Annotated in this window: 26 protein-coding genes; 9 read left to right on the top strand and 17 right to left on the bottom strand. The window is 70.8% G+C overall.

What is annotated here, in order from left to right:
* Nucleotides 1–6 precede the first annotated feature (6 nt).
* The 10 genes from ASF18_RS01410 to ASF18_RS01365 form a co-directional block, all read right to left on the bottom strand.
* Nucleotides 7–366, bottom strand: coding sequence for a hypothetical protein (locus ASF18_RS01410; RefSeq protein ID WP_056220355.1), 360 nt, complete (start codon nucleotides 364–366; stop codon nucleotides 7–9).
* Between the two features lie 41 nt (nucleotides 367–407).
* Nucleotides 408–791, bottom strand: a complete 384-nt coding sequence (locus ASF18_RS01405) for a calcium-binding protein (RefSeq protein WP_056348648.1) — start codon at nucleotides 789–791, stop codon at nucleotides 408–410.
* A gap of 386 nt (nucleotides 792–1,177) precedes the next feature.
* On the bottom strand, nucleotides 1,178–3,619 hold the full coding sequence (locus tag ASF18_RS01400; protein ID WP_056348645.1) for a TonB-dependent receptor: 2,442 nt from the start codon (nucleotides 3,617–3,619) through the stop codon (nucleotides 1,178–1,180).
* Nucleotides 3,620–3,883: 264 nt separating this feature from the next.
* The gene (locus ASF18_RS01395; RefSeq protein WP_056348642.1) at nucleotides 3,884–4,519 is read right to left on the bottom strand and encodes a hypothetical protein; all 636 of its coding nucleotides are present in this window, start codon (nucleotides 4,517–4,519) and stop codon (nucleotides 3,884–3,886) included.
* A complete protein-coding gene (locus ASF18_RS01390) occupies nucleotides 4,519–5,415 on the bottom strand; it encodes an ABC transporter permease (protein ID WP_056270653.1) in 897 nt (298 codons plus the stop codon). Before ASF18_RS01390 ends, ASF18_RS01395 begins: the two co-directional genes overlap by 1 nt.
* A complete protein-coding gene (locus tag ASF18_RS01385; RefSeq protein ID WP_056348639.1) occupies nucleotides 5,412–6,155 on the bottom strand; it encodes an ABC transporter ATP-binding protein in 744 nt (247 codons plus the stop codon). Before ASF18_RS01385 ends, ASF18_RS01390 begins: the two co-directional genes overlap by 4 nt.
* Entirely contained in the window at nucleotides 6,152–6,403 is a 252-nt protein-coding gene (locus tag ASF18_RS01380) for a hypothetical protein (RefSeq protein ID WP_056270649.1), read from the bottom strand. Before ASF18_RS01380 ends, ASF18_RS01385 begins: the two co-directional genes overlap by 4 nt.
* A gap of 11 nt (nucleotides 6,404–6,414) precedes the next feature.
* The gene (locus ASF18_RS01375; protein ID WP_056270646.1) at nucleotides 6,415–6,849 is read right to left on the bottom strand and encodes a hypothetical protein; all 435 of its coding nucleotides are present in this window, start codon (nucleotides 6,847–6,849) and stop codon (nucleotides 6,415–6,417) included.
* Between the two features lie 260 nt (nucleotides 6,850–7,109).
* Nucleotides 7,110–8,126, bottom strand: coding sequence for a YVTN family beta-propeller repeat protein (locus ASF18_RS01370; protein WP_056220338.1), 1,017 nt, complete (start codon nucleotides 8,124–8,126; stop codon nucleotides 7,110–7,112).
* A gap of 160 nt (nucleotides 8,127–8,286) precedes the next feature.
* A complete protein-coding gene (locus ASF18_RS01365) occupies nucleotides 8,287–9,564 on the bottom strand; it encodes an ABC transporter substrate-binding protein (protein ID WP_056270643.1) in 1,278 nt (425 codons plus the stop codon).
* A 362-nt stretch (nucleotides 9,565–9,926) separates the two neighbouring features.
* Between ASF18_RS01365 and ASF18_RS01360 the strand changes: the two genes are divergently transcribed.
* From ASF18_RS01360 to ASF18_RS01325, 8 genes are all read left to right on the top strand, one after another.
* Nucleotides 9,927–10,430, top strand: a complete 504-nt coding sequence (locus tag ASF18_RS01360; protein WP_056270640.1) for a DUF3280 domain-containing protein — start codon at nucleotides 9,927–9,929, stop codon at nucleotides 10,428–10,430.
* Between the two features lie 177 nt (nucleotides 10,431–10,607).
* Nucleotides 10,608–11,336 (top strand): (5-formylfuran-3-yl)methyl phosphate synthase, encoded by a 729-nt coding sequence (locus ASF18_RS01355; protein WP_056348637.1) that lies wholly within the window; start codon nucleotides 10,608–10,610, stop codon nucleotides 11,334–11,336.
* Nucleotides 11,336–11,926 carry a uridylate kinase gene (locus tag ASF18_RS01350; RefSeq protein WP_056348632.1) on the top strand — a complete coding sequence of 197 codons (591 nt, stop codon included), beginning with the start codon at nucleotides 11,336–11,338 and terminating at the stop codon, nucleotides 11,924–11,926. Before ASF18_RS01355 ends, ASF18_RS01350 begins: the two co-directional genes overlap by 1 nt.
* Nucleotides 11,923–13,554, top strand: a complete 1,632-nt coding sequence (locus ASF18_RS01345) for a DUF6513 domain-containing protein (RefSeq protein ID WP_056270631.1) — start codon at nucleotides 11,923–11,925, stop codon at nucleotides 13,552–13,554. The genes ASF18_RS01350 and ASF18_RS01345 overlap by 4 nt, the downstream gene beginning before the upstream one ends.
* Before the next feature lie 4 nt (nucleotides 13,555–13,558).
* Entirely contained in the window at nucleotides 13,559–14,155 is a 597-nt protein-coding gene (locus tag ASF18_RS01340; protein WP_056220330.1) for a DUF447 domain-containing protein, read from the top strand.
* Nucleotides 14,156–14,185: 30 nt separating this feature from the next.
* On the top strand, nucleotides 14,186–14,722 hold the full coding sequence (locus tag ASF18_RS01335) for an SRPBCC family protein (RefSeq protein WP_056220328.1): 537 nt from the start codon (nucleotides 14,186–14,188) through the stop codon (nucleotides 14,720–14,722).
* A gap of 119 nt (nucleotides 14,723–14,841) precedes the next feature.
* A complete protein-coding gene (locus ASF18_RS01330; RefSeq protein WP_244472521.1) occupies nucleotides 14,842–15,747 on the top strand; it encodes a beta-propeller fold lactonase family protein in 906 nt (301 codons plus the stop codon).
* Between the two features lie 419 nt (nucleotides 15,748–16,166).
* Nucleotides 16,167–17,189: a zinc-binding alcohol dehydrogenase family protein gene (locus tag ASF18_RS01325; RefSeq protein ID WP_056348694.1), complete on the top strand. Its 1,023-nt coding sequence runs from the start codon at nucleotides 16,167–16,169 to the stop codon at nucleotides 17,187–17,189.
* A gap of 260 nt (nucleotides 17,190–17,449) precedes the next feature.
* On the opposite strand, the gene ASF18_RS01320 is transcribed toward ASF18_RS01325, so the two are convergent.
* Together ASF18_RS01320 and ASF18_RS01315 are read right to left on the bottom strand one after the other, a co-directional pair.
* On the bottom strand, nucleotides 17,450–17,650 hold the full coding sequence (locus tag ASF18_RS01320; RefSeq protein ID WP_056348629.1) for a hypothetical protein: 201 nt from the start codon (nucleotides 17,648–17,650) through the stop codon (nucleotides 17,450–17,452).
* 21 nt (nucleotides 17,651–17,671) lie between these two features.
* Nucleotides 17,672–18,697 carry a hydantoinase/oxoprolinase family protein gene (locus ASF18_RS01315; protein WP_244472517.1) on the bottom strand — a complete coding sequence of 342 codons (1,026 nt, stop codon included), beginning with the start codon at nucleotides 18,695–18,697 and terminating at the stop codon, nucleotides 17,672–17,674.
* A gap of 62 nt (nucleotides 18,698–18,759) precedes the next feature.
* Here ASF18_RS01315 and ASF18_RS01310 point away from each other — a divergent pair, with 62 nt between their 5' ends.
* Nucleotides 18,760–19,443: a HisA/HisF-related TIM barrel protein gene (locus ASF18_RS01310; RefSeq protein ID WP_056348623.1), complete on the top strand. Its 684-nt coding sequence runs from the start codon at nucleotides 18,760–18,762 to the stop codon at nucleotides 19,441–19,443.
* Between the two features lie 136 nt (nucleotides 19,444–19,579).
* Here ASF18_RS01310 and fae read toward each other — a convergent pair whose 3' ends face one another.
* From fae to ASF18_RS01285, 5 genes are all read right to left on the bottom strand, one after another.
* Complete coding sequence (gene fae / locus ASF18_RS01305; RefSeq protein WP_056220318.1) at nucleotides 19,580–20,092, bottom strand: formaldehyde-activating enzyme; 513 nt, start codon at nucleotides 20,090–20,092, stop codon at nucleotides 19,580–19,582.
* A gap of 247 nt (nucleotides 20,093–20,339) precedes the next feature.
* The gene (locus ASF18_RS01300) at nucleotides 20,340–21,182 is read right to left on the bottom strand and encodes a triphosphoribosyl-dephospho-CoA synthase (RefSeq protein WP_244472516.1); all 843 of its coding nucleotides are present in this window, start codon (nucleotides 21,180–21,182) and stop codon (nucleotides 20,340–20,342) included.
* Nucleotides 21,182–22,093: a RimK family alpha-L-glutamate ligase gene (locus tag ASF18_RS01295; protein ID WP_056270623.1), complete on the bottom strand. Its 912-nt coding sequence runs from the start codon at nucleotides 22,091–22,093 to the stop codon at nucleotides 21,182–21,184. The genes ASF18_RS01300 and ASF18_RS01295 overlap by 1 nt, the downstream gene beginning before the upstream one ends.
* Nucleotides 22,094–22,261: 168 nt before the next feature.
* Nucleotides 22,262–23,248 carry a methenyltetrahydromethanopterin cyclohydrolase gene (gene mch, locus ASF18_RS01290; protein ID WP_056220310.1) on the bottom strand — a complete coding sequence of 329 codons (987 nt, stop codon included), beginning with the start codon at nucleotides 23,246–23,248 and terminating at the stop codon, nucleotides 22,262–22,264.
* The gene (locus tag ASF18_RS01285) at nucleotides 23,245–24,195 is read right to left on the bottom strand and encodes an ATP-grasp domain-containing protein (RefSeq protein WP_348271385.1); all 951 of its coding nucleotides are present in this window, start codon (nucleotides 24,193–24,195) and stop codon (nucleotides 23,245–23,247) included. The genes mch and ASF18_RS01285 overlap by 4 nt, the downstream gene beginning before the upstream one ends.
* Between the last annotated feature and the right edge of the window lie 124 nt (nucleotides 24,196–24,319).

Genomic DNA, 24,319 nt, shown 5'->3' with positions numbered 1-24,319 from the left:
GAGGGCCTACGGCAGGGCGCCGGCCTTCTTCTTGGCCTCGGTCATCGTGTCCTCGCAGCCCTTCATGTCACCGGCCTTGTCCTGGGCGCGCGCCTTCTTGATCAGGTCGCGGGCCTCGGAGATGCCACCGGCGCTGGCCGTGGTGGACGGGTCGGTCGGCTTTCCCTTGGGGGCGTGATCGAGGGCCTTGTCCGAGTGCGAGGAGGTCGGGCCGCCGGGCGGCTCCTTGCCCGTGACCTGCTCGGCGCCGGCGCTGTCGAGGCGGCGCTCGATCGTGGCGATCTGCTCCGAGCAGGACGAGGCGACGGCGGGTCCGGCCGCGCCGAGCAGGATGAGGGCGGCGGGCAGGACGGTGGTGATCCGCATGGATGGGCTCTCCGGGTGGGTCGGCCGCCCCGCGGGCAGCCTTACTTCATCAGGGTCGCCAGAGAGACGCCTGCGGGCGACGAGAGTTCCTTCGCGTCGATGGTCCCCTCGGCATCCGGGTCTGCGGCTTTGAAGCGCGCCGCCACCACGGCGAGGTATTCCTTCTTGTCGAGGGTGCCGTCGCTGTCCGGATCGGCGGCCTTCAGCTCGGCGGGGGTCAGGAGGCCGTTCAGCTCCTTGGCGTCGAGGGTGCCGTCCTTGTCGGGGTCGAGCATGTCGAACTTCTTGGAGGCGGCGGCCTGCGCCTCGGCGAGGTCGATGGTGCCGTCCTTGTCCGGATCGAAGGCCGAGACGTCGGCCGCGAAGGCAGGAGCGGCGCCGAGCAGGACGGCGAGGAGGGTGACGGCGGACAGGCGGGACGACATCTCTGAATACTCCGAAGATCATCGGGAAGAACTGTCAGGTACTTCCCCGAGAAGGACATGACCGGGGCGAGTCGGCCCGAGTCATGGCGAGTCGAGCCGGCGACTCAACTTGCCATCTGGTAGAAGAATCGGGAGAATCCGGCAACCCCTGCGGGGATGTTTTGAACACATGCCTGGGTCGAAGCGGCAAAATCGCTGGATCGTGAGGTCAGGGTGGGGTTTCAGGGGTGAGTTCGGACGGACCAAAAACGAACGGCGCAGCCGCGAGGCTGCGCCGTTCATCTTGTCAGGCGGAAGATCTGCATTCGGGCCCGGCCTGGTCTTGCCGGGGCGCCGTGCGCAGCGACCGCGCGGTTCGGGGGAGGCCCCCGAACCGACGCGTCGGTCTACCAGGTCACCCGGACGCCGCCATAGGCCGAGAGCGGCTGCACCAGGGTCGTGGTGCGCGGATCGTTGATCACGAAGTTGCCCGCGACCGCGCCGGTCTCGGCGAAGGTGCCGAAATTGGCGTAGCGGTTGTTGAACAGGTTGGTGACCAGGGCGAAGACCTGCACGTTCTGGGTGACCTGGATGCTCGTGTTCAGGTTGGCGGTGAAGTAGGGCGGCAGCTTGCGGTTGATGTTCGACTCGTCGCCCCGGTAGTAGGACGAGGAGAAGGCCGACAGGTTCATGCCGAAGGTCCAGATCGGGGTGATCAGGTAGTTGAACCCGGCCTTGAACTGGTGGTTCGGGATCAGCGGCACGTTGTTGCCGCGGCGCACGTTGATCAGGCCGTCATCCGCCAACGGGTTGTTGGGCGAGGACAGTTCGCCCTCGAACTGGAAGGTGGCGTCGATGAGCGCGTAGTTGCCGTAGAGGCTCAGGCGCTCGCCGACATACTCGCCCGAGACCTCGATGCCCTGGCGCTGGGTGGCCGGCACGTTGACGAAGTAGCCGCGGGCGGCGTTGCCCGGCACCGCGACCTGCAGGATGTCGTTGCGCAGGTCCGTGCGGAAGGCGCCGATCTTGTAGTTGAACAGGCCGTTCTCGTAGAAGTTCGGCACGGTGCCGCGGAAACCAACCTCGTAGGTCTGGCCGGTGACCTGCTTGAGCGGCGGATCGGCCACGAGCGAGTTCGGCAGCAGGCAGGGCCGGTCGGGATTGGCGCAGGCGAGCTCGAGGGGCGTCGGGGCGCGGTTCGACTCGGAGTAGCCGCCGTAGAGGTTCAGCCAGGGGAAGAACCGGTAGGTGGCGCCCACGACCGGGTTCACCTTGGTGAAGTAGTGCGTGCCCGTCACGTCCGGGGAGAAGCCGGTCTGGTCCTGGGTCGAGATCCGGGCGAAGTTGAGCCGGGCGCCGGCGGTGAGCGACAGGGCGTCGGTGACGTCGAAGGTGTCGAGGGCGTAGAGGCCCATGTAGAGGTTCGAGCCGGTGACGTTGCTGGGCGCGATGCCGAGGGCCGCCGCCGTGCGGATCGCCTCGGTGCCGAGGCCCGGGATGGTGCCGTAGTTCGGGTTCAGCGGATCGGTGGTGACGCTGAGATCCGGGTTGATCACGCCGAGCGTGCTCGAGGACTTGTAGGAGTAGTTGGCCGCATCGATGCTGCCGCCGACCACGAAGGTGTTGTTGTGGCCGAAGACCTGGTCGCGGTTGGTGGCCTGCAGCGTTCCGCCGTAGCCGACCGCCTCGGTGCGGATGGTGTCGAGGGTGCCGTAGGGGACGCCCGTGGTGAACGGGATGCGCTGGCCCTGGCGCCCGACGATCGTGAACTGGTCGCGAAAGGCCCGGTCGCTCAGGGCGCCGCGCTCGAAGCCGTCATCCTCGAAGCAGAGGAAGCCGCGGTTGCTGGAGCGGGTGCTGCACTGCTCGAAATTGCCGTCGTTGCCGTCGATCACGAACTGGCTCAGGCGGCGCACGTAGGCGTTGCCCTGGAGGTCCCAGGTCGGCGAGACCACGACCTTGCCGGTGACCTGGATCTGGCCCTGCTCGGTGGAGATCGTCTGGGGCGAGGTGAAGATCGCCCGCTCGTTGACGTGGGTGAAGTCCACCGGCGTGGCGGCGGCGGCGCCGAAGAAGGTCTTGGCGCCCGAGGCGATGATGTGAAACTCGGAATCCAGGGTCTTGTGGCCGAGATCGGCGTAGACGCGGCCGATCTCCGAGGGCGACCGGAAGCGCCAGCCGCCGTCGCGCAGGCCCTCGCCGGCGAAGTAGAAGCTCCAGGGTCCGATGACCTCGCCGTATTGCAGGGAGCCGCTGATGCGCCCGTCGGAGCCGCCGCTGACGGTGACCTCCTTGCCCTGCCAGGTGAAGCCGTTCTTCATCTCGATGTTGACGGCGCCGCCCAGGGCGTTGAGGCCGAAGACGGGGTTGCCGGTGACGATGTCGATCCGGTTGATCGCCACCGAGGGGATCAGATCCCAGTTCACCACGTCGCCGAAGGCTTCGTTGATGCGCACGCCGTTCTGGTAGACGGCGAGGCCCTGCGGGGCGCCCTGCAGCGGCGAGGCGTCGAAGCCCCGATAGGTCAGGGTCTGGCGGAAGCTGTTGCCCTGCCCGTCCGACAGGTTCACGCCCGGCGTCTTGCGCGCGAGGGTGAAGGTCGGGTCGAGGGTCGCCCGGTCCTGGGCGAAGTCGGCCGCCGTGACGGTCTCGACCGTGTTGGGGATCCTGTAGAGCGAGACGCCGCCGCCGCCGCCCGTGGCGCTCACCGGCGTGGTCGCCACCACGTCGAGTTCGCTCAGCGTCACCGCCTGCTGCCCACCCGCCGGCGTGACGCCCTGGGCGCAGACCGCGCCCGGGATCAGTGCCACCGACAGCAACAGGCTGCCGCGCAAGGTCCGCTTCATCATCCCCAGCCCCTCGGTCGTCTTGGTGTCCCTACCCCTTGTCCGGGGCTTCGGTCACACCTTTGAGAGGATCCAGGATGAAGAACAATCGTGCGGCGGGCCGTTTCCGTGGATTTGCGGCGCCAAAGCTTGCTTGGCCGTCCGGCGTGGCGTCGCGGACACAATTTCGGGCCTGATTTCAAGGCCTTAAGGACGTTTCAGCAAGGCACCCGGGATAAACTGGCAATGGCGACCGCAAGGGCGCGGGCCGGGGCCGGCCCCCTGCCCTCAAAGGCGCGCCTGGATTCGCCGGGCGATCTCGCCGAGGCGCTGTTCCAGCAGGGTCGGGACCTCGCAGACATAGGTCAGGGACTGGCTGCGCTCCTGGAAGATGCGCCGGTCCCAAGTGAACTTGGTCTCCAGCTCGGAGGCGTCCTTGGGGATGTCGCGGGCGTCCTGGGCGCTCGGACCGTCCTTGGTGGCGCTGATCTGATCGGCCTCGTCGCGGATGCGCTCGGCCATGCGGCGCTGCCCCTGGGCGTAGCGGCCGATGCCCGAGAGCACCTTGTTGCGCTCGCCGTTGATGACTTCGAACACGCCGGCGAAGACGCGGGTCAGGCGCTTGTCCTTCTCGGGGCCGACCTTGGCGGCGAAGGCGTCGAGGAGCGGGTCGACCTCGTCGAGGGCGGTGCGCCGCGAGGCGATCTTCTGGGCGAGCGCCGCCGCTTCGAAATCGTCGCCCCAGGCGCCGGCGGCCTCGAGGTCCGGCCCGGTCCAGACCGTGCCGGGGCTGAGGGTCGAGACCTTGCGCTGGACGCAGGGCCAGTCGGGATCGCCCTTGGGCTGGGCCAGGGCCGTTCCGGCCCCGAGGGCGAGGGCGGCGAGGCTCATCAGGGTACGGGCGGACATCGTGCGAACGGTCATCAGGAATTGTCTCCGGCCGGGCCGCCGCGCCGGGCCATGATGCCACGGCCGGGATCGTAGGCCACGACGGCGAGGGTGAAGAAGGCGAGGGTGGTGCCCACGACCACTGCGCAGGCGACCGGCTCGAACTGCCCGTAGAGGGCGAAGCGCACGAGCTGCACGGCGTGGGAGAAGGGGTTTGCCTGACAGATCCAGTACAGGGTCTCGGAGGATTCGCGGATGCGCCAGAGCGGGTATAGCGCCGAGGAGGCGAAGAACATCGGGAAGATCACGAAGTTCATCACGCTGGCGAAGTTCTCCAGCTGCTTGACCATGGAGGAGAGCAGCAGGCCGATGGCGCCGAGCATCAGTCCCGAGGCGATGAAGGCCGGCAGCGCCGCCACGTAGCCGATGGCCGGGATGTCGAGCTCCCAGAACCACGCGATGGCCAGGAAGGCGTAGGCCTGCACCACCGAGACGGTGACGCCGGCGATCAGCTTGGCCAGCAGCAGCAGCCAGCGCGGATAGGGGCTGGTGAGCAGCACCTTCATCGAGCCGACCTCGCGGTCGTAGACCATCGAGAGGGAGGATTGCATGCCGTTGAAGAGCTGGATCATCACGGCGAGGCCCGGCACCACGTAGACCTCGTAGAGCACGTAGGTCTGGTAGGGCGGCTCGATCGAGACGCCGAGCGTGTTGCGAAAGCCCGCCGCGAAGATGAACAGCCAGACCAGGGGGCGCACGAGCGCCGAGAAGAAGCGCTCCTTCTGGTTGAAGAAGCGCAGCAGCTCGCGCCGCACGATGCCGCCGAGGCAGATCAGGTAGCCGACCGCGTCGAGGCGCCCGAGATGGGGCACGGGCGTCTCGGCCTGTGCCGAGACGGCCGGATGGGGGGGCGTGCGCTCGATCGTGCTCATGCGGCCTGCCGGGCGGGTTCGGCGACGAGGCGGCGGAAGGCCGCCTCCAGGGTCTCGTCGCCCCGGGCGATGGAGCCGGCGGTGCCGCGCGCCACGATGCGGCCCTTGTGCAGCACCACCGCGTCGTCGCCCGCGTCGATCTCCTCGAAGATGTGGGTGGCCCAGAGCACCGACAATCCCTCCTCGCGCACCAGGGCGCGCACGATGGCGACGATGTCGGCGCGCGATTCGAGATCGAGGCCGACGGTGGGCTCGTCGAGGAGCAGCAGCCGGGGCTCGTGCACCAGGGAGCGGGCGATCTCGATGCGGCGGGACTGGCCGCCGGACAGGGTGCGGACCTTGTCGTCCCGCCTGTCGCGCAGCCCGACGCGGGCGAGCAGGCTCTCGATCCGCGCCTTGGCGGCCTTGCGGGTGATGCCGTGCAGGCTGGCGTGGTAGAGCAGGTTCTGCGCGACCGTGAGGTCGGTGTCGAGGGTGCGGGCCTGGAACACCACGCCGAGGCGGGCCAGCGCCCGGCTCGGCTCCCGGTCGAGGGCATGGCCCAGGATCGAGACCTGGCCGTCCTGGTTCGCGTAGAGCCGGGTGATCACCGAGAACAGGGTGGTCTTGCCCGCCCCGTTCGGCCCGAGCAGGGCGGTGAAGTGCCCGCGGGGCACGCTGAGGGAGACGTCGGAGAGGGCCGCCCGCGTGCCGAAGCGGTGGCTGACATGGGCGACCTCGAGGGCGGGGCTTGCGCTCACGGCTTCAAGGCCCGCCGGGCGTCGCCGACCGCGTCGAGGCACTCGTCGAACTCGCCCTCCCCCAACTCGCGCTCGGCCACCCGCAGGGCCTTGTTGAGCTTGGGCTGGGCCGCCTCCGGGGCGGGCTTGGCGAGTTCGGCCTTGATCATCGCGATGCCCTCCACGCAGGCGGCCTTGTCGTCCGCGTGGGCGGCGACGCTCCCCAGGACGAGGAGGACGGAGAAGGCAAGAACCGGGGGCGCGCGCATCAACAGGGGTCCTACTTCACGATGAACTTGCCGGTCATGCCCTTGGATTCGAGGCCATGGACCGACCAGGGATACTCCCCGGGCCGGATGGCCACGAACTCGATCGCGATCTCGCCCGGATCGTCGAATTCGAAGTGGTCCGGCGGGCCGCTGCCGTGGATCTCCAGGTGCTGGATGACGATCTGGTTGAACCAGATGTTGCGGAAGAACTCGGTGGCGTAGAACTTGTACTCCTGCCGGCCCTTGGCGACGATCCGCAGGCGGTAGGCCTTGCCGGATTCAAGCTCGATCTCCTTGTTCTCCACGACGAAGTCGTTGCCCTCCTCGGTGCCGAGGACGAGATCGGGCAGGTTCTGGCGCTTCTTCGTCAGGTCGAGGGCCCCGGCCGGACCGGTGGCGAGACACGCCGCCAGGGCGAGGGCGGCAAGCTGCATCGTTCGCGTCATTCGTTGTCCTCCCGTTGGCCGCCCGAGGGCGGTGCCGCCCGAGGGCGGTGCCGCCTTGGAGCGGTCGTCGTTTTTGATCTCACGGAGCTCTCCGCCCCCCTGTGGGGAGGCGTTGGAGGTGGGGCTGGGTGACCCTCAGGCCCCCGGGGCCAGCGGCACCACCCCCACTCCCAACCTCTCCCCACAAGGGGGAGAGGGACGCGTCCAGCTGCCGGAAACGCGGATGAGCCAATCCGGAAGCCTTCCTGAGGGGCGCGTGCCTAGTTCGGCGAGACCGCGACCCCCCAGGGCAGAAGCCCCACGGGGATGCTCTTCACCACCTTCTCGGCCGCCACGTCCACCACCGAGATGTCGTTCGAGGAGCCGTTGGTGGAGAACAGCAGCTTCTGGTCCGGCGTGAAGGCAAGCTGCCAGACGCGCTGGCCCACGGGCAGGTACTTCTCCACCGCGTAGGTCTTGGCGTCGATCACCGCGATGCGGTTGGCCGGGCCGAGCGCCACGAAAGCCTTGGTCCCGTCCTTGGTGATGCGGATGCCGACGGGCTGGATCGCCTCGTCGTTCACGCTTGGGATCTTGAAGGTGATCTTCTTGATCACCCGGCGGGCGGCGACGTCGATGACGCTGATGGTGCCGCCGACCTCGGCCGAGACCCAGAGATACTTCCCGTCCGCCGTGAACTCGGCGAAGCGCGGGCGGGCATCGACCAGCACGTTGTCGATCACCGCGAAGGTCGTGGTGTCGATGAAGTGCGCCATGTTGGTGGTCTCGGAGGTGTTCACCAGGATCTTGCCGTCCGGCGACAGGCCCATGCCCTCCGGCTCGACACCCACCGGAACCTCGGCCAGGACCTTGTTTTTCTCGACGTCGATGACGGTGACCTGGCTGTCGTCCTCGTTGGCGACGTAGAGCAGGTTGCCCTGGGGGCCGAGGATGAACTGCTCCGGGTCGGGGCCGGAGCGCAGCGAGCGCACCACCTTGCCGGTGCTGGTGTCGAGCACGTCGATGCGGTCGTCGTCGCTGGCGCAGACGAAGAGTTCCTTGCCGTCCTTGCTGGTGGTGACGCCGCGCGGACGCCGGCCGACCTTCCAGGTGCCGGTCACCGCCATCGTCTCGGTGTCGATGACGCTGACGGAGTTGCCCTTCTCGTTGGTGACGTAGACCGTATAGGCCTGCGCCGGCGACACGCCGGCGAGCGACAGGCCCGCCAACGACGGGCCGGCCAGCAAGGCCAGGCCCAGTACCGTACCGGGCGCGCCTGCCCTGAAGCCGCGGCTCATGGGGTTCCTCCTCGGGGCCATCGCTGTATCGTGCGCGATTGATCGGGCGTTACTATAGTGCAGCCCCGTCTCACGGGGAGCGCGGGACTGCAAGCGGGCACAGGACCGCGTTGCCGCAGGCGGTCGCGGATCGGCCGGGGCCTCCCGCGAACGTGAGGGCTCAATCCGCGAACTTGCAGGTGGTTTCCGGCAGGTCGATGCCGAGGGTGTCGAGCGGCGTGCGCTGGTGGGTGAAGCCCTGCTCGGGCGCCACCGAGACCAGGGCCTTGGGCTGCACCACGATGAGGGGCTGGCGCAGCTGGTGGTCCCAGGGGCGGTAGGTCAGGGAGACGCCCTTGTAGGCCGGCAGGCTGAAGGTCGGCTCGGCGAAATAGGGGGCCAGCACCGCCGGATCGGCGGTCTTCTTCTGAGTCGCCGCCTCGCCCACCGAGCGCACCGCCGCCCAGGCCTGGTAATCGAGGGGCCGCATCAGCCGGCCGCTCTGGCGCCGGAACCGGTTCTGGGCCTGGGCCGCCCCCCAGGTCTCCAGCATCGGGTGCCAGGTGGTGGCGATCAGCCCCTGCGTGCCGGCCACCGGGCGCGGGTCCACGGTGCGGAACGGAACGTAATCGCCCCAGTCGCCGGCCTCGTCGGCCACCACGGCGAGGTCGTAGTCCACCCCCCGCGTGAAGACCATCGCCTCGGAGCGGGTCGGCGTGTCGCCCCGCGCCTTGGCGAGCGGCCCGAAGGTCCAGGGCTTCTCGGCGTTGATCTTGAGGGCGAACTTCCGGGCCGAGTTCTTGAACGCTTCGGCATAGAGCCGGTCGTTCTCCTGCGGCCCGACGATGAGGAACATCTTGCGCCAGCGCATCAGGGTGAAGAACTGCGCCAGGGCGTCGGTCTGCATCGCCCGGCTGGGGATGACGTGGAAGACGTTGCGCCGGCAATCGGCCCCGCGCAGGCGATCGTCGGGCGCCGCGATGTTGAAGACCGTGACGCCCTGCCCCTTGAGCGCGTCCGCGACGGCGAGCACCTCGTCCGCCGGCAGCGCCACGACGAGGTAGCGGATGCCCCGCCCCGCGAGGTCGCGGGCCGCCGCCACGGCCTTCTGGCCGCCGTCGCTGCCCGAGCCGGGCTCCAGGGCGACCTCGTCCAGCCGGTAGGTCTGCTTGGTGAAGCGGCCGGTGTTGTTGTTGTCCTTCACCGCCATCCGGGCGCCGGCCACGCCCTCGTCCTCCGGCACGGCCTCCGCGTCGTAGGACGAAGGCGCCACCTCCGGCCGGTAGATGAACCCGATCGCGGTCTCGCTCGGGACGATCGCGGGCGCGGCCACGGATCCCTGGGCCGCGGTTTCCTTGGCAACGGGTTCCTGGGCCCGTGCGGCCGGGACGCCGGTGAAGCCGAGGCCGAAGAGGCCGAGGGCGAGCGGGGCGAGGAGGATGCGGGCAGGATTGTGCATGTGGCCGGCAGGCTAACAACATTGCGGACCCGCGCTCAATCGCGGATTGATAAGGGCTTTCTAAGGGCTTCGACCCGGCCCCTCGGGAAGGTGCGGGATCGAGCCCCGGCCGCGTGCGACAAGGGGGCGCCCGTCCGTTTCGCGGCCGTTTCATACGGCGCCCTCAATCGCGCGGAACCGCAAATCGTGCGGAACGGATGGCGCGGGCGGGATCGCGGACCGTGCCGGCGCGTTTCCCGAGCCCCGTCGCTTCCGGCGTCCTGCGGAGAGTTCTCCCCATGGTCCTGTCTTCCAGGGTCCAGTCTTCCATGATCCGGTCTTGCACGGATCGGTCTTCGGTGCCGTCCCCGGCCCGCTCCCGCGTGGGATGGGCCCTCGCCGTCCTGACGGCGGCCGGTGCCCTCGCCGCTCCGGCGCAGGCCGCTCCGGAGAAGGCCGCCATCTTCGGCGTCGAATTGTTCGATCCCGGCGTGGTCGGCGGCCGCAAGGCCCGGCCCGACGAAGTCCGGCGCCTCGGGCTGGTCACCGACGAGTTGCGCAAGGCGCTCGGGGACAGCGTCGAGCCGGTCGACGTGGCGCCCCAGGCCGCCGAGATCGCCAAGCAGGCGCCGCTCTACAAGTGCGACGGCTGCGCCGCCGCCATCGCCAAGACCCTCGGGGCCGACCTCGCGGTCAGCGGCTACGTCGAGAAGGGGTCCAACCAGATCTTCAACCTCACCGTCACCATCGCGGAATCGGCCACCGGCAAGGTCATCCGCGGCGGCCGCGTGGTGATCCGCGCCGACACCGACGACACCTGGGCCCATGCCATGCGCTGGGTGGTGAAGAATCGCATCCTGGCCGAGCCGCTCCCGAACCGGTCGTGATCGGGCAAGCTTTCGACGCCGGGGGGTTTCCCTTCCTCCGGTCCATGCGCTAGGCCCCGTTCAGGCCGGAAGCTCCCGCTCGAGGCCGAACCTGCCCCGGCCGCGCCGTCACGGGTGCGGCGCTTCCCGACCCGGGCGTCGTCGTTGGTCCATCCCGAGCAACCGAAACCCGCGCTGATGTCCTCGTCCCGCGCCTGCCCCCCCTTCGCTTCCGACGCGTCCGTGCCGCGCCTCCTCGTGAGCGTGCGGGACGCGGACGAGGCCGTCCTGGCCGCCCGTGCGGGCGCCGACCTCGTCGATGCCAAGGACCCCGACCGCGGGGCGCTCGGCGCCCTCCCGCCCGACCGCGTCCGCGCCATCGTGGCGCGGGTCGCGGGCGAAGCGCGCACCAGCGCGGTGGCGGGCGAGCCGGACCGGCCGGCCCTGCGCCCCTGCATCGACGCCATGGCGGCGACCGGCGTCGGCTTCGTGAAGGTGGCGGTGCGGGCCGCGTGGTCGGACGGCGATCTCGCCGAGGCCGCCGGCGCCGCGCCTGGCCGCCTGATCGCGGTGCTGTTCGCCGAGGCGGGCGGCGCCCTCGACCTCGTGCCGCGCCTGGCGCGCGCCGGATTCGTCGGGGCCATGATCGACACCGCCGCCAAGGACGGCCGCCGCCTCACCGACCACCTGCCCCTGCCGGCCCTGGCGACCTTCACCCGGACCTGCCGGGCGCACGGCCTGGTCTCGGGCCTCGCCGGCTCCCTGGCGCTCGCCGACATCGCCATCCTGGCCCCCCTCGGGGCGGGCTATCTCGGGTTTCGCGGCGGCCTCTGCGCGGCAAGCGACCGCAGGGGCGGTCTCGATCCCGCCCGGGTGGCGGAGGCGGTGCGCCTCCTGCGCGCCCAGTCCCGGCGGGACGCCGCCTGATGGGCGCGGGCACCGCCCCGACCGTGGTGAAGATCGGCGGCAGCCTCGTCGCCGATGCCCGCCGCCTGCGGGCGCAGCTCGTGCGCCTCGCCGACGGCGAACTCGGCCCCTGCCTCCTCGTGCCCGGGGGCGGCCCCTTCGCCGACGCGGTGCGGACGACGCAGAGCGCGCTGGGCTTTCCCGACGCCCTCGCCCATCGCCTCGCCCTCGACGCCATGGGTCACATGGCCGAGATTGTTTCGGAATTGGAGCCGCGTCTCGTCGTCGCCCGCGACCTCGCGGCCATCGCGGACGCCCTCGCGGCCGGGCGGGTCCCGGTCTGGGACCCCGTCGCCCTCAAGGCCGGGCATCCCGACATTCCGGAAACCTGGGAGGTCACCTCCGACAGCCTCGCGCTCTGGCTCGCCGGCGCCGTAGGGGCGCCGCTCTGCCTCCTGGTGAAGTCGGTCGACCGCCCCTTGCGCACCCGCTGGACCGACCTCGCCCGGATGGGTCTGGTCGATGCGGCCTTCCCGGCCTTCGCCGAACGCTATCCCGGGCGCATCGAGATCCTCGGCCCCGGCACGGACCTGCGGAGGGCCGCCGCATGAGCACCCCGACGCCATCCGGGCCGGTCCCGCCGGCGCAGGGCTCGCCCGAGCACCTCGTCTTCATCACCGGCCGCATGGCCAAGGCGCGCCTGGAGAAGGTCGCCGCCACGCTGCCGCCGGAGCGCTACGCCTGGAGCATCGCCGATGCGGGCGTGAAGGTCGCCGCCCTGATGACGGAGGAGATCATCCGCCGCCGGGTGACGATTCCCGAGGGCGCCACCCGCATCGTCCTGCCCGGGCGCTGCCGGGCCAATCCGGAGGCGCTGGCCGCGCATTTCGGCCTGCCGGTGGAGCGCGGCCCCGACGAGATCGTCGACCTGCCGGCCTATCTGGGACTCGCCGGGCGCCAGGTGGACCTGTCGCGTCACGACCTGCGCATCTTCTCCGAGATCGTCGACGCCTCGAAGATGACGCCCGAGCAGATCCTGGCCAAGGGCCTCGACCTCGCCCGGCGCGGGGCCGACGTGATCGACCTCGGCGGCCTGCCCGACACCGACTTCCCGCATCTCGAGGATTGCGTTCGCCTGCTGAAGGGCGCCGGACTGAAGGTGAGCGTCGATTCGTTCTCCCTCGACGAGCTGACGCGCGGGGCCCGGGCGGGAGCCGACTACCTGCTCAGCCTCAACGAGCAGACCCTGGATCTGGCCTTCGAGACCGACGCCGTGCCGGTGCTGGTGCCGGTGCGGCCCGACGACCTGCCCTCCCTCGACCGGGCCATCGAACGCATGGAGAAGGCCGGGCGGCCCTACATGGCCGACCCGATCCTGGAGCCGATCCATTTCGGCTTCGTCGAGTCGATCACCCGCTACCACGAGACCCGGCGGCGCTGGCCCGGCATCGAGATGATGATGGGCACCGGCAACCTCACCGAGCTGACCGAGGCCGACAGCCTCGGCGTCACCGCCCTGCTGGTGGGCATGTGTTCGGAGCTCGCCATCCGCAACGTGCTCATCGTCCAGGTCTCGAACCACACCCGCCGCACGGTGGAGGAGCACGACGCCGCCCGACGGGTGATGTTCGCGGCCCGTGCCGATTCGGCCCTGCCCAAGGGCTATGGCCGGAGCCTGCTGGCGCTCCACGACAAGCGGCCCTATGTGCAGACCCCGGACGAGATCGCGATGCAGGCGGCCGAGGTGAAGGACCCGAACTACCGCATCGCCGTGGCCGAGGACGGCATCCACGTGTTCAACCGCGACGTCCACGCGATCGGCACCGACGCGATGGCGTTCTTCCCCGACCTCCAGAGAACCGGCGACCTGGCGAGCGACGGCGCCCACGCCTTCTATCTCGGCGGAGAGCTGACCAAGGCCGAGACTGCCTGGCGGCTGGGCAAGCGCTACGTGCAGGACGAGGCCCTGGCCTGGGGCGCGGCCGCCGATGCCGAGGTGGAGGACACCACCGCCTTCAAGAAGGCCGGGCACACGAAGCATTCCGGGCCGTCCGCCGCCGAGACGGCCGCCCGCGACGCGACCCCGGTCGAGGCCGGCGCGGCCTCGCCGGAAACCACCGGGCCGGATCGGACGCCGGCCGCCGACGCGGTGTCGGAGACGCCCCCGGACGCGGACGCGCGCATCGTCTGCGGCAAGCTCGTGCCCGCAGGCGAGCGCGTGCCGGCGGGCGAGGCCTGATCCCGTGCCGCTGATCCTCGAGACCGTGGTGACCACCACCGCCCGCGACGGCGCGCTGCACCTGGTGCCGTTCGGGCTGATCCAGGACGGGGCGGACTGGATCCTGGCCCCGTTCCGGCCCTCCCCCACCATCCTCAACCTCGCCGACACCCCGGTCTTCGCCGCCTCGAGCCCCAGCGACGTGCGGGTGATCGCCGGCGCCGTCACCGGCCGACGCGACTGGGCGACCCTGCCCTGCGACCGGATCGCCGGGCGCCGCCTCGCCGAGAGCTTCGGCCACGCGGAGTTCGAGGTGGTGGCGATCGAGGACGACCCGGTGCGGCCGCGTTACCGGGGACGGATGGTCCATTCGGCCGCGCACATGCCGTTCTTCGGCTATAACCGGGCGCAGGCGGCGGTACTGGAGGCGGCGATCCTCTCCACCCGCCTGCACATGCTGGAGCCCGATAAGATCCTGACCGAGATGCGCTACCACGCCATCGCGATCGCCAAGACCGCCGGGCCCGCCGAGCGCGAGGCCTGGGACTGGATCGAGGACAAGGTCGCTGCGGCCCTCGGCCGCGACGACCGCATCCTCGAGCGTTCCCCCCCAGCACCCTAGACTGTGCTTTCCCGAGGAGACGAGGACCCGATGAAGCTACTCACTCTGGCGACCGTGGCGGCCTTCGCCGTCGTGTCGTTCGGCGCCCAGGCGCACGGCCCGACCCGCAAGAAGGTCGAGGAGACCGTCGAGATCAACGCGGCTCCCGACAAGGTCTGGGCCGTGATCGGCAACTTCCAGGACATGAGCTGGCTGCCGCCGGTCGAGAAGACCGAGGGCAAGGGCGGCAACGAGGTCAAGGCGACCCGGACGCTGACGCTCAAGGGCGGCGCCACCGTCGACGAAGAGCTGTACAAGTACTCCGCCGAGAAGATGAGCTACTCGTACCGGATCACCAAGGTCGACGTGAAGACCCTGCCGGTGAACGACTACTCCTCCACCCTCAAGGTCGAGGATGCCGGCGGCGGCAAGTCCAAGGTCGTCTGGGACGGCGCCTTCTACCGCGGCTACATGAACAACGATCCGCCGCCCGAGCTGAACGACGAGGCCTCCCAGAAGGCGGTGCGCGGCCTCTATCGCACGGGCCTCGACGCCCTCAAGGCCAAGCTCGAGAAGAGCGGTTCTTGATCGCTCCACGTTCGAGAACGGGGACGGGCCGGCGCTTCGCCGGCCCTCTCCTCCCCGGCCTGTCACGCCTTGGCCCCACGTATCTCGGCCGCACACGTCTCGGCCTCCCGCTTCTCGGCCTGCTGCTGCTCGGCGCGCCGGCCCGGGCCGACGAGGCCCTCGTCACCGCGCAGGGCGCCAACACCCTTGCGATCGTCGATCTCGAAGCCGGCAGCGTGGCCGCCCAGATCCCCATCGACGGCGCGCCCGCCGGCATCGCTCTTTCGCCCGACCGGCGGACCGCCTACGTCACCCGCCCCGAGGGGCCGGGCCTCGCGGTGGTCGACCTCGCCACCCGCACGGTGACCCGCACCCTCGCGCTGCCCGGCGGGCCGCTGGGCATCGCGGTCAATCCGAAATCCGGCGCCGTCTACGTGGCCGACTGGTACGGCAGCCGCATCTTCGTGGTTTCGCCCGACGGCACGACGCTGGTGACCGAGATCCAGGTCGGCGCCTCCCCGTCCGGCCTCGCCGTGACTCCCGACGGCGCCACGCTGCTGGTCGCCAACCGCGAGGGCGATTCGGTCTCGGTGGTCGACGTCGCCACGGCCCGGGAAGTCCAGAAGATCCCGGTCGGCCAGCATCCGTTCGGCATCACCCTCGATGCCGAAGGCGCCCGCGCCTACACCGCCAACGTGACCTCGAACGACGTCTCGGTGATCGACGTGCCCGGCCGGCTCGAGATCGGACGGGTGACCACTGGCGAGCGGCCCTACGTGATCGCGCTGGCCGGCCCGCGCGGCTTCGTCACCGACCAGTATTCGGGCACCGTCACGGTGTTCAACCTGAAGACGCTGACCAACGTCGCCGCCATCGAGGTCGGCGACCACCCCGAGGGCATCGCCGCCTCCCGCGACGGCCGCACCCTCACGGTGGCGAACTGGGGCTCGAACACCCTGAGTCTGATCGACGCGACCACGCTCAAGGTGACGGGCGAGATCAAGGTCCCGGACGGGCCGCGCGCGTTCGGGGATTTCTTGCGGTGAGTATCGGAGGCGGGGTGCGCCGCGCGTGAGGGGCCGGATCGTGCGGAGAGAGGGTACGAGTCTGTCGCCCCGAAGCGGACATTCGTCGGCCACTCGGAGTGCTCGCACGCGGTACACCGCCTGCGCTCCCACCGGCTTAGGCGCGGACGTGCGGGGGGGGGCGTCCACGAGGCCCTGTCGTCATGTCAGCTCAGCTCTGCTGCAGATGAAGCGAGGGTGCATATCGACGTCTAGATTCGAGGTCGCTAGATTGCCGATCTCGAAATTCGTTCGGGTCGACATCCCGCCACTGCCTCACGGTTTCAGCAGCACGGGCGTGATGTGCGCGTCACGCCGCTGCGCCAAAGGAAGCGGCTCGCGATTAGACGGTCTGAGACGGTGGCGCGGAGCCGCCCGTCGCCACATCCTGCGAGATGCTCATGCGTGCCGTTACCTACACCGAAGGCGCCCGGATCGATGCGCCGGACGCCCTCCTGGACACGACTTTCCCCGATCCTGTTCCAACCGGACGCGACCTCCTCGTGCGCGTGGAGGCGGTCTCGGTGAACCCGATCGACACGAAGGTGCGTCAGGGCGCCTACAAGCAAGGCTGCGAACCGAAGATCCTCGGCTGGGATGCGGCCGGGATCGTGGTCTCCGTCGGACCGGAGGCGCGCCTGTTCAAGCCCGGCGATGCGGTGTTCTATGCCGGAGCGCTCGACCGGCCGGGTAGCAACGCCGCGTTCCAATGCGTGGACGAGCGCCTCGTCGGTGCCAAGCCGGCCACCCTCGATTTTGCCGCCGCCGCGGCGCTGCCGCTCACGGCCCTGACCGCCTGGGAGATGCTGTTCGACCGGCTCGACGTCGCCAAGCCCGTGCCAGGTGCCGCACCGGCGATCCTAATCGTCGGCGGCGCCGGCGGTGTCGGCTCGATCGCGATTCAGCTCGCCCGGCAGCTCACGGATCTCACCGTGATCGCCACGGCGTCGCGCCCGGAGACGGCGCAATGGTGCCGGGACCTCGGGGCCCACCACGTGATCGACCATGCGAAGCCCCTCGCCGCCGAGGTCGCGGCGCTCGGTCTTCCCGGCGAGCCCGGGTTCGTATTCGCGACCACGCAGACCGGTGCGCATCTCCCGCAGATCATCGAGCTCCTCGCGCCGCAAGGACGCCTCGGCCCGATCGACGACCCCGAGACCCTGGACGTGATGCCGCTCAAGCCCAAGAGCCTGTCGCTGCATTGGGAGCTGATGTTCACCCGCTCGCTGTTCCAGACCGCCGACATGGAACGACAGCACGCGATCCTGACCGAGATCGCCCGCCTGATCGATGCGGGACGGCTGCACACGACGTTGAGCGAGACCTTCGGTCCGATCAACGCCTCCAACCTGGCACGCGCCCACGCGCTCGTCGAGAGCGGGAAGGCGAGGGGCAAGGTCGTCCTCGCCGGGTTCAGCGACTAAGCCGGCAGGCGAAGCGTCCCGGCTCGGAACCGAGACGCTTCCTGCATCAGCCCAAGATGCCTCCGCGTCGTGGCCTGGGCTAACGCTATTTCGACGTCGGCTCTGATGCCGCAGCCACTCGAAAGCGGACCTGCGGAAACCACCCCACCCAAACGTAGCCTATCCTCCACCAAGCTGGCGCGAAGCGAAGCTTCTGGGGTGGCAAACGGATGGGACCGGGCATCAAGCTCCGACCGCGAGAGCCTGCGACCCCCTGCCCCTCAGGCCGCCGCGGGCGGCTCCGGGGCGTCGGGCTCCTCGGGCGAGTTGAGGATGTCCTCCAGCTCGTCCACCAGCATGTCGATCTGGTCCTGCGTCGCCAGCACCCGCACGGTCTGGCCGGTTTCGGTGGCGAGGGCGAGCTCGATGCCGCCGCCGGAGCGGGTGGCGAGGATGCGGGCGAGTTTCTGCGGCGTGCTCATGCGCGGGGTCTCTCCAGGGGATCAGGACGGATCGGCGGCCAGCAGCGCCACGGCGACGGCGGGGCCGCAGGTGGAGGCCCAGTCGGCCCCGGCCTCGGCGAGGCGGCCGGCGATCAGGTCGGTGAAGGCGACGACCGGCCGTCCGAGGCGCGCGGCCAGGCGTTCGGCGAGGAAGCGGCCGGCGCCGCACGCCACCACGGGCGCCGCGTCCGGCAGGGGCCGATGCGAGAGCACCAGGGCCGCCGCATCGTGCAGCAGCCGAAGCTGACGTTCTGCGAAATGGGCCGCCAGGGCGCGCCACTCGGCGGCGCTGCCCTCGTCGCGGTCGCGGCCGACGATGCGGGCGAGGCGGGTCTCGCTCTCGGGAATCGACTTGCCCTTGAGGTCGACGCTGTGCTGCTGGTCGGCGCCCTCCGGCAGGTCGCCGAGGATGCGATGGATGTCGGCGGCCGTGGCGAAGGTCTCGGCCATCAGACCGGTGCGCCGGCCCCGGAACGGGGCGTGGTCGGCCAGCGCCACGAGATGCGAGCGCACCACCCCGGTATAGACGAGTTCCCCCGTCTCCAGGCGCTCGGCGTCGCTGTAGCCGGCCGCCACCGGAACCCCGGCGGCGATCGGGATCAAGTCGGCCGTGGTGGAGCCGATATCGACGAGGAGCCCGTCGGCGACGTGGCGGCCGATCAGGGCGGCGGTGGCGTGCCAGTTCGCCGAGGCGATGTCGGCGGCGTGCGCCGCGGCGGCTTCGGGGGCGAGGAGGCCGGACCGGCCGGCATAGATCCGCACCCGGCCGGTGAGGGTCGCCTCGGCCCAGGCGGAAATCTGCCGCACGCCGTCGGTGCGGCCGGCGAAGCAGTCGGTGAGTTCCCCCGTCATGGTGACGACGTGATCGGCCGTGTCCCGCGCCCAGTCGGGCAACTGCGCCAGGGTCTCGTCGAGGGCGGGAAGCCCCCGCCAGAGGCGGCAGGGCGCCTGCACCACGGCCGCGACGCGGCCGTCGCGGACCAGGGCCGCCTTGACATGGACCCCGCCGAGATCCCAGCCGATCACCGGCGTGTCAGGGGATGGAGTCTGTGGGGTCACGGGCGGGCCTGAACACGGGAGAAAGCCGGATGGCGGACGAATTCGAGATCATTCCGGTGCTCGACCTGCGCCACGGAGCGGTGGTGCGGGCGCGGGCCGGAGACCGTGCTTCCTATGCCCCGATCGTGACGCCCTTGGCAAAGGGGTCGGCGCCGGCGGACGTCGCCCGCGGGCTCCTGGCGGCGGTGCCGGCCCGCATCCTCTACGTGGCCGACCTCGACGCGATCGTCGACAGCGCGGCCCCCGACCGGGCGAGCCTCGCCGCGATCGCGGCCGCCTGCCCCGGCATCACCCTCTGGGTCGATGCGGGATTTTCCGGGCCGGCCGGGGTCGAGGCCTTCCTGGCGACCGGTCTCGGCCGGCCGGTGATCGGCAGCGAGAGCCAGGCCGACGAAGGGCTCGTGCGCGCCCTGGGGGAGCGTGCCGTGTTCTCGCTCGATACGCGGGAGGGCGAGCGCCTCGGGCCGTCCAGCCTGCACGACACGCCGGCCCACTGGCCGCGCGACGTCATCGTGATGACCCTCGGGCGGATCGGCGTCGGGGCGGGGCCGGACCTCGACCGTCTGGCGGCGGTGGCGGCGTCGAGCCCGGCGACGCGCCTCTACGCGGCGGGCGGTGTGCGGGGCCCGGCGGATGTGGAGGTCCTGCGCCGCCGCGGCGTGGCCGGCGCCCTCGTGGCCTCCGCCATCCATGACGGGACGCTGCGCGGCTGAGGGCGCGCCCAAAAAAGAGGGGCGGCCCGAAGGCCGCCCCGTCTCATGTTCATCGTCCGAGGAAGATGGAAGCCAGTCGCTGGAGCAGGCCCCGCGGTGCGGGCGGAGGCGCGCTCTGCCCAGGACTGCCCCCGATCTAAGCGTTCGACGCGAAGGGGTGCGACGCGGAGTTGCGCTGCTCGGTGACGACGGCAGCGGTGGGCTCGCCCTTGACGGCGCGCTCGATGGAGAGCTTCACGGCGTCGTAGTTGTACTTCTGGATCTTGGCGTCGTCGGCCGCTTCCCAGTGAATGAACACGCCGACCAGGATGAACAGGTCGTCGGCCTCATCGGCGGGAATCGTGCCCTCGGCCACGCAATCCTGAACGGCCTTGGCGACACCGTGCTGGGCAGGGCCGAACATCTGGACGGCCTGACGGGCGTCGTTGATGGTGACCTTATTGAACATCAGGGTGTTGGGCTTGCAGGGCAGGTTCGGCGCGATGACCGCGAGCAGGCTGGTGAAGCCGTGCTTGTTGTTCACGAGGCCGTTGCAGAAAGCGGCCTCGGCCGGCGAACCGCGCGGTCCGATGATCAGATCGATGTGGGCGACTTCGTTGCCATCGCCGACGAGGGCTTCGCCGACCAGAACCTTGTTGATCTTCGCCATGTGGGGTTTCTCCCAAAGTCTTGAAAAGACGTGGCCGCTCCCGAGCTCAGGGGGCGGCCGGCAGCTATCCTTGTTCACGGCGTCCAGTCCATCGAGGGACCGGACCGGTTAGCCCGGATCGCGGCGCGGACCCTACTCTGGGGTCCGGCCGGGAACAACCCTGCGCAGCCCGGTCGGCTTGGCAATTTATTCATCGGTGGACGGAACCTTCCCGAGAGGCCGTGAAATCCCGGTCGATCGGCCGGATTCAGGCTTCGGCCCGGAGGAGGCGATCGAGGAACAGCGTCGCCACCGTGAAGTCCGCGCTGGTGCCCGGATTAAGTCGGGCCGCCTTCCAGGCGCGGTCCCGGTCGAGGAGGGCGTCCATGGGGGCCGCGGCGAGATCGAGGGCGAGCAGCGCCTCGGCCTCGGCCCGCAGGGCCTCCGCCCGGTCGGGGCCGTGCTTGCGCGCCACGTGGCTGTCGGGCACCCGGGCGAGATAGGCGAGATACAGGGCGGTGGTGCACCAGGGAGGGGCGAGACCCCGCGCCCGGGCCGCGGCCAGGGCCGGCAGGCCGATGGCGAACAGATCGGCGAAGCCCGTCACGTAGGCCCGCGCGATGGCGTCGCGCGGGGCGGCCTCCGCCATGGCGGCCCGAAGCGAGGCGGGGCCTTGTGGATCGGGACCCTGCGAATCGGTGACGTCGTAGCGCTCGGCCCGGCCGAGGCCGCCCGGATTGGCCCGGCGGATCGCCGCGAAGACGTCGCGGGCATCGGCGGCGTCGAAGCCGTCGAGCACGGTGGCGAGGGCGGCCCGCAGCGGAGGGGCGCTCTCCGCCGCCCGGGCGAGGGGCGCGCAGAGGAGCAGGATGCCGAGATTGGTGTTCTGGCCGACGCGGTCCATCGTCGCCTCGACGGCCCGGAGCACCCGCCGGCCGGCCGGCGCGCCCGCCTCGGCCAGGGCCGGAGCCGAGACCTCGGCGCTCGTCACGAAATCCGCCACCGCCATGCGGTGGCCGTCGGCGAAGGCGTGGACGTTGCCGGGCTTCAGGGCGTCGAGCTCGTCGAGGCAGCTCGCGCGGTAGGCGGCGGCGACGGTCCCGGGTGCCATCATCCGAGGGCCGAGACGAGGCGGGGCGGACGGGCGGCCCGCACGGCGTTGAGGAAGCCGCGGGCGACGGCGAGGGCGATGTCGACCTCGGTGACCTGCTGCAGCCCGGACCAGGCCGGCATCGAGTTCACCTCCAGCACGAGGTAGCCCCCCTGCCCGTCCTCGACGAGGTCGATTCCGGAATAGTCGACGCCGACCGCCGCGGCGGCGCGCTCGGCGAGCTCGGCCGCGGCGGGCGGCATCGTCCAGGGCAGCGGCCGGCCCCCGCGATGGACGTTGGTGATCCAGCCGTCGCCCTCGCGGATCATGCCCGCGATGGCGCGGCCCTCGCAGACGAAGACCCGGTAGTCGCGCCACAGCCCGTCGGTGCGGGCGATGTAGCGCTGCAGGTAGTAGACCCGGGACACCGCCTCCTCGTCTGGCAGGTCCTCGGGGCGCTCGATCAGCTGGAGGCCCTCGCCCTGCGAGCCGAACAGCGGCTTCAGCACCAGGGGCCGGCCGGGGCGCGCCTCCCGGGCCACGACCGCGGCGGCGGCGTCCCGCTTCGAGAGCACGTAGGTCTCCGGCGTCGGCAGGCCGGCCCGGTCGATGAGCAGGCTCGTCATGGCCTTGTCGACGGAGCGCTCGATCGCGCTCGGGGAATTCCACACGGTCGTGCCGCTGGCCACCAGGGCGTGCAGCACGCCCAGGCGCATGGTGGTCGCCTCGAAGGTGCCCCCCGCGATGGTGCGCAGGAGGACGCCGTCCGGCAGGGTCTCGAAGCCGGGCACCCGCAGGGGCTCGGGGCCCCCCGTCACCACTGCGACGTCGGCCATGGAGAACAGCACCGGCGCGGCGCCGAGCTGTTCGAGGGCGGCCCTCAGGCGTGCCTTGTGCCAGTTGCCGTTATCGGCCGCGAGCCCGATCCGCATGCTTTCTCACAACCTCAACGTCGGTTCCCTCTCCCCCCTGCGGGAGAAGGTGGCCCGCGTCAGCGGGTCGGATGAGGGGAGCGCCATATCCGGATACGTCGCCCCCTCTCCCGCCTGCTCCGCAGGTACCCTCCCCCGCAGAGGGGGGGAGGGTTCTTGCACGTCCGCTCAGCGGAACGAGGCCTCGACCAGCTCCGGCATCAGCTTGCCACCGCGAAAACTCTTGCCGGTGGTGACCGAGGTGACGATGACCTCGGCCGGGCTGAAGAGGGCGCCGTCGATCTTGTAGAAGTCGCCGTTCACCCGGGAGAAGATGTCGGCGAAGGGCGCGCCGTGGTCGGCGGAGTTCGACGAGGGGATCTGCTCGGCGAGCTGCCGGGCGTCGGCCTCGTCGGCCTCGACGAAGAGCTGCACCCGGCCGCCGTAGATGATGGCGTCGTTGGTGCGGCCCATGGCCTGGATGAAGTCCGGGTGCGGCGGCGAGAGCGGCGCGGAACCGATGCCGTCCACGATCGTGTGCAGGTCGAAGCCGACCGTGTGGGCCTTGTGCAGGGCCACCTCGAGGACGCGGGCGACGACCTGGGTCGAGCCGGCCAGGCTCTGGGTTGGGGCGTAGATGAAGGTGAGCTGCTCGGGGCTGAGGCCGGTGGCCTCGGCCACCTTGGCGATGACGGAGGCCGGCGGGCCGCCGGCGGCTTCCAGCACCAGGGCGGTCCGCTGCGCGGTGTCCTTGTAACCGAGCTCGCCGTAGAGGTCCTCCACCGCCGCGACGGCGCGGCCGGGGCCGGAGCCGAGGGCGAAGAAGCCCGAATCCCCGGTCTCGTCGGCCAGCGACCAGCCGGCATACTGGCTGCCGAGGCAGGCGATGACCGGATCGGCGGCGTGCACGATCACCGAGTAGGGCCAGGACGCGATCGGGCCGGACGGCGCGATCGAGACGGTGCCGAGGCCGCCGAGACAGATCTCGGCGATGCGGCGGCCGGCCTCGATGGAGCCGCGCACGGTGGCGCCGGCATCGATCATGCGTGCGCCGTTCTCGGTGGTCACGGACAGGCGCAGGGCCTCGGCATCGGCGACCAGCCGCTCCACCAGGGGAGCGGTCAGAGCGTTGACGCTCGGAAACGGGAATTTCGCGCCGCTCGGGCTCGTGGTCATGGGTGTCCCTCCGTCAGGGCGAGCTGGATCCGCAATTCGGCGGCCCGGCCTCGCAACATCGCTCTCGTGGCGGCCGAGTCCGGCCCTGTGGCGAACAGGGTGCACAGGGGCGCGTGGCGCGCCACCGTGGTGCCGGGTCTTGGGCGGTCGCGCACGAAATCCGGCCAGGTGATCGGCGGCATCGGCGCGTAGCCGCTGGCCGCGTAGCAGATTTCGGACGCCGCCGCATCCACCGGTGCGGGTTCCGGATCGCCGAGGCGGCCGAGGCTCGCGGCGATATGCAGGCCGAGCAGGGGTGTCGCGCGCCGGTCGAGCACGTCGAGGGTCGCCCCCGGGCGGGGATTGATCTCGGTCAGCCACCAGGCCTCGCCGTCGACGAGGCAGTCGGCGCTGGCGAGGCCGGCGAGGCCGGTCGCCGCCGCGAGGCGGGTCACGCCCGCGACGATGTCCGCCTGCAGACGTGGCTCGAGGATCGGTGGTTCGTGGCGGCCCCGTTCCAGAGCGCCGGCATAGCGGAAGGGGTGCAGGGGAGACGGGGCGCACCATTGCTCGGTCACGCCCACGACTCGGACGGCGCCGCCGGCAGCCAGGACCGAGATTGCGACGGCGCGGCCTGGCACCCGGGCCTGAAAGTAGGCGCCGGGCGGCGCCGCACCGGCGGTCGCCCGGCGGATGTGGGTGCCGCCCGAGCCCCCGGCCCGCTTGAGGAGCCAGGCGGACCGATCCGGCACGGGGGCGCGGGTTACGGCCGGGTGCGGCACGCCGTGCGCCCGGCACAGGGCCGCGAAGGTGGCCGGGTCCTTCAGCGCACCGACGCAATCCGGGCCGGCGCCGAGGAGACGGTAGCGGCTCGCGATGGCCCGCATCAGCGCGGGCGCCGCCTCGAAGCCGCTGCCCAGCACGATGCCGAGGGGCTTTTCCGATCCCAGGGACGCGAGTTCGTCCAAGCGGGCGACGAGGGCATCACCCGCAAGCCCGGCCCCGAAGCGGCCCTCGGCCTGGCGGTACCCCTCGGCCAGCGCCTGCGTGTCGGCATCGCCGAACAGGTCGAGGACGAGGGGCCGCAGGCCC

This window comes from Methylobacterium sp. Leaf89 (assembly GCF_001422215.1).
In the GTDB taxonomy this organism is placed as follows: Bacteria; Pseudomonadota; Alphaproteobacteria; order Rhizobiales; family Beijerinckiaceae; genus Methylobacterium.
This window is presented reverse-complemented; position numbering and strand designations above follow the sequence as displayed.

Coding starts and splice junctions, on each gene's coding strand:
- ASF18_RS01410 (WP_056220355.1), bottom strand. CDS start 366: ATGCGGATCACCACCGTCCTGCCCGCCGCCCTCATCCTGCTCGGCGCG.
- ASF18_RS01405 (WP_056348648.1), bottom strand. CDS start 791: ATGTCGTCCCGCCTGTCCGCCGTCACCCTCCTCGCCGTCCTGCTCGGC.
- ASF18_RS01400 (WP_056348645.1), bottom strand. CDS start 3,619: ATGATGAAGCGGACCTTGCGCGGCAGCCTGTTGCTGTCGGTGGCACTG.
- ASF18_RS01395 (WP_056348642.1), bottom strand. CDS start 4,519: ATGACCGTTCGCACGATGTCCGCCCGTACCCTGATGAGCCTCGCCGCC.
- ASF18_RS01390 (WP_056270653.1), bottom strand. CDS start 5,415: ATGAGCACGATCGAGCGCACGCCCCCCCATCCGGCCGTCTCGGCACAG.
- ASF18_RS01380 (WP_056270649.1), bottom strand. CDS start 6,403: ATGCGCGCGCCCCCGGTTCTTGCCTTCTCCGTCCTCCTCGTCCTGGGG.
- ASF18_RS01375 (WP_056270646.1), bottom strand. CDS start 6,849: ATGACGCGAACGATGCAGCTTGCCGCCCTCGCCCTGGCGGCGTGTCTC.
- ASF18_RS01370 (WP_056220338.1), bottom strand. CDS start 8,126: ATGAGCCGCGGCTTCAGGGCAGGCGCGCCCGGTACGGTACTGGGCCTG.
- ASF18_RS01365 (WP_056270643.1), bottom strand. CDS start 9,564: ATGCACAATCCTGCCCGCATCCTCCTCGCCCCGCTCGCCCTCGGCCTC.
- ASF18_RS01355 (WP_056348637.1), top strand. CDS start 10,608: ATGTCCTCGTCCCGCGCCTGCCCCCCCTTCGCTTCCGACGCGTCCGTG.
- ASF18_RS01350 (WP_056348632.1), top strand. CDS start 11,336: ATGGGCGCGGGCACCGCCCCGACCGTGGTGAAGATCGGCGGCAGCCTC.
- ASF18_RS01345 (WP_056270631.1), top strand. CDS start 11,923: ATGAGCACCCCGACGCCATCCGGGCCGGTCCCGCCGGCGCAGGGCTCG.
- ASF18_RS01335 (WP_056220328.1), top strand. CDS start 14,186: ATGAAGCTACTCACTCTGGCGACCGTGGCGGCCTTCGCCGTCGTGTCG.
- ASF18_RS01325 (WP_056348694.1), top strand. CDS start 16,167: ATGCGTGCCGTTACCTACACCGAAGGCGCCCGGATCGATGCGCCGGAC.
- ASF18_RS01320 (WP_056348629.1), bottom strand. CDS start 17,650: ATGAGCACGCCGCAGAAACTCGCCCGCATCCTCGCCACCCGCTCCGGC.
- ASF18_RS01310 (WP_056348623.1), top strand. CDS start 18,760: ATGGCGGACGAATTCGAGATCATTCCGGTGCTCGACCTGCGCCACGGA.
- fae (WP_056220318.1), bottom strand. CDS start 20,092: ATGGCGAAGATCAACAAGGTTCTGGTCGGCGAAGCCCTCGTCGGCGAT.
- ASF18_RS01300 (WP_244472516.1), bottom strand. CDS start 21,182: ATGGCACCCGGGACCGTCGCCGCCGCCTACCGCGCGAGCTGCCTCGAC.
- ASF18_RS01295 (WP_056270623.1), bottom strand. CDS start 22,093: ATGCGGATCGGGCTCGCGGCCGATAACGGCAACTGGCACAAGGCACGC.
- mch (WP_056220310.1), bottom strand. CDS start 23,248: ATGACCACGAGCCCGAGCGGCGCGAAATTCCCGTTTCCGAGCGTCAAC.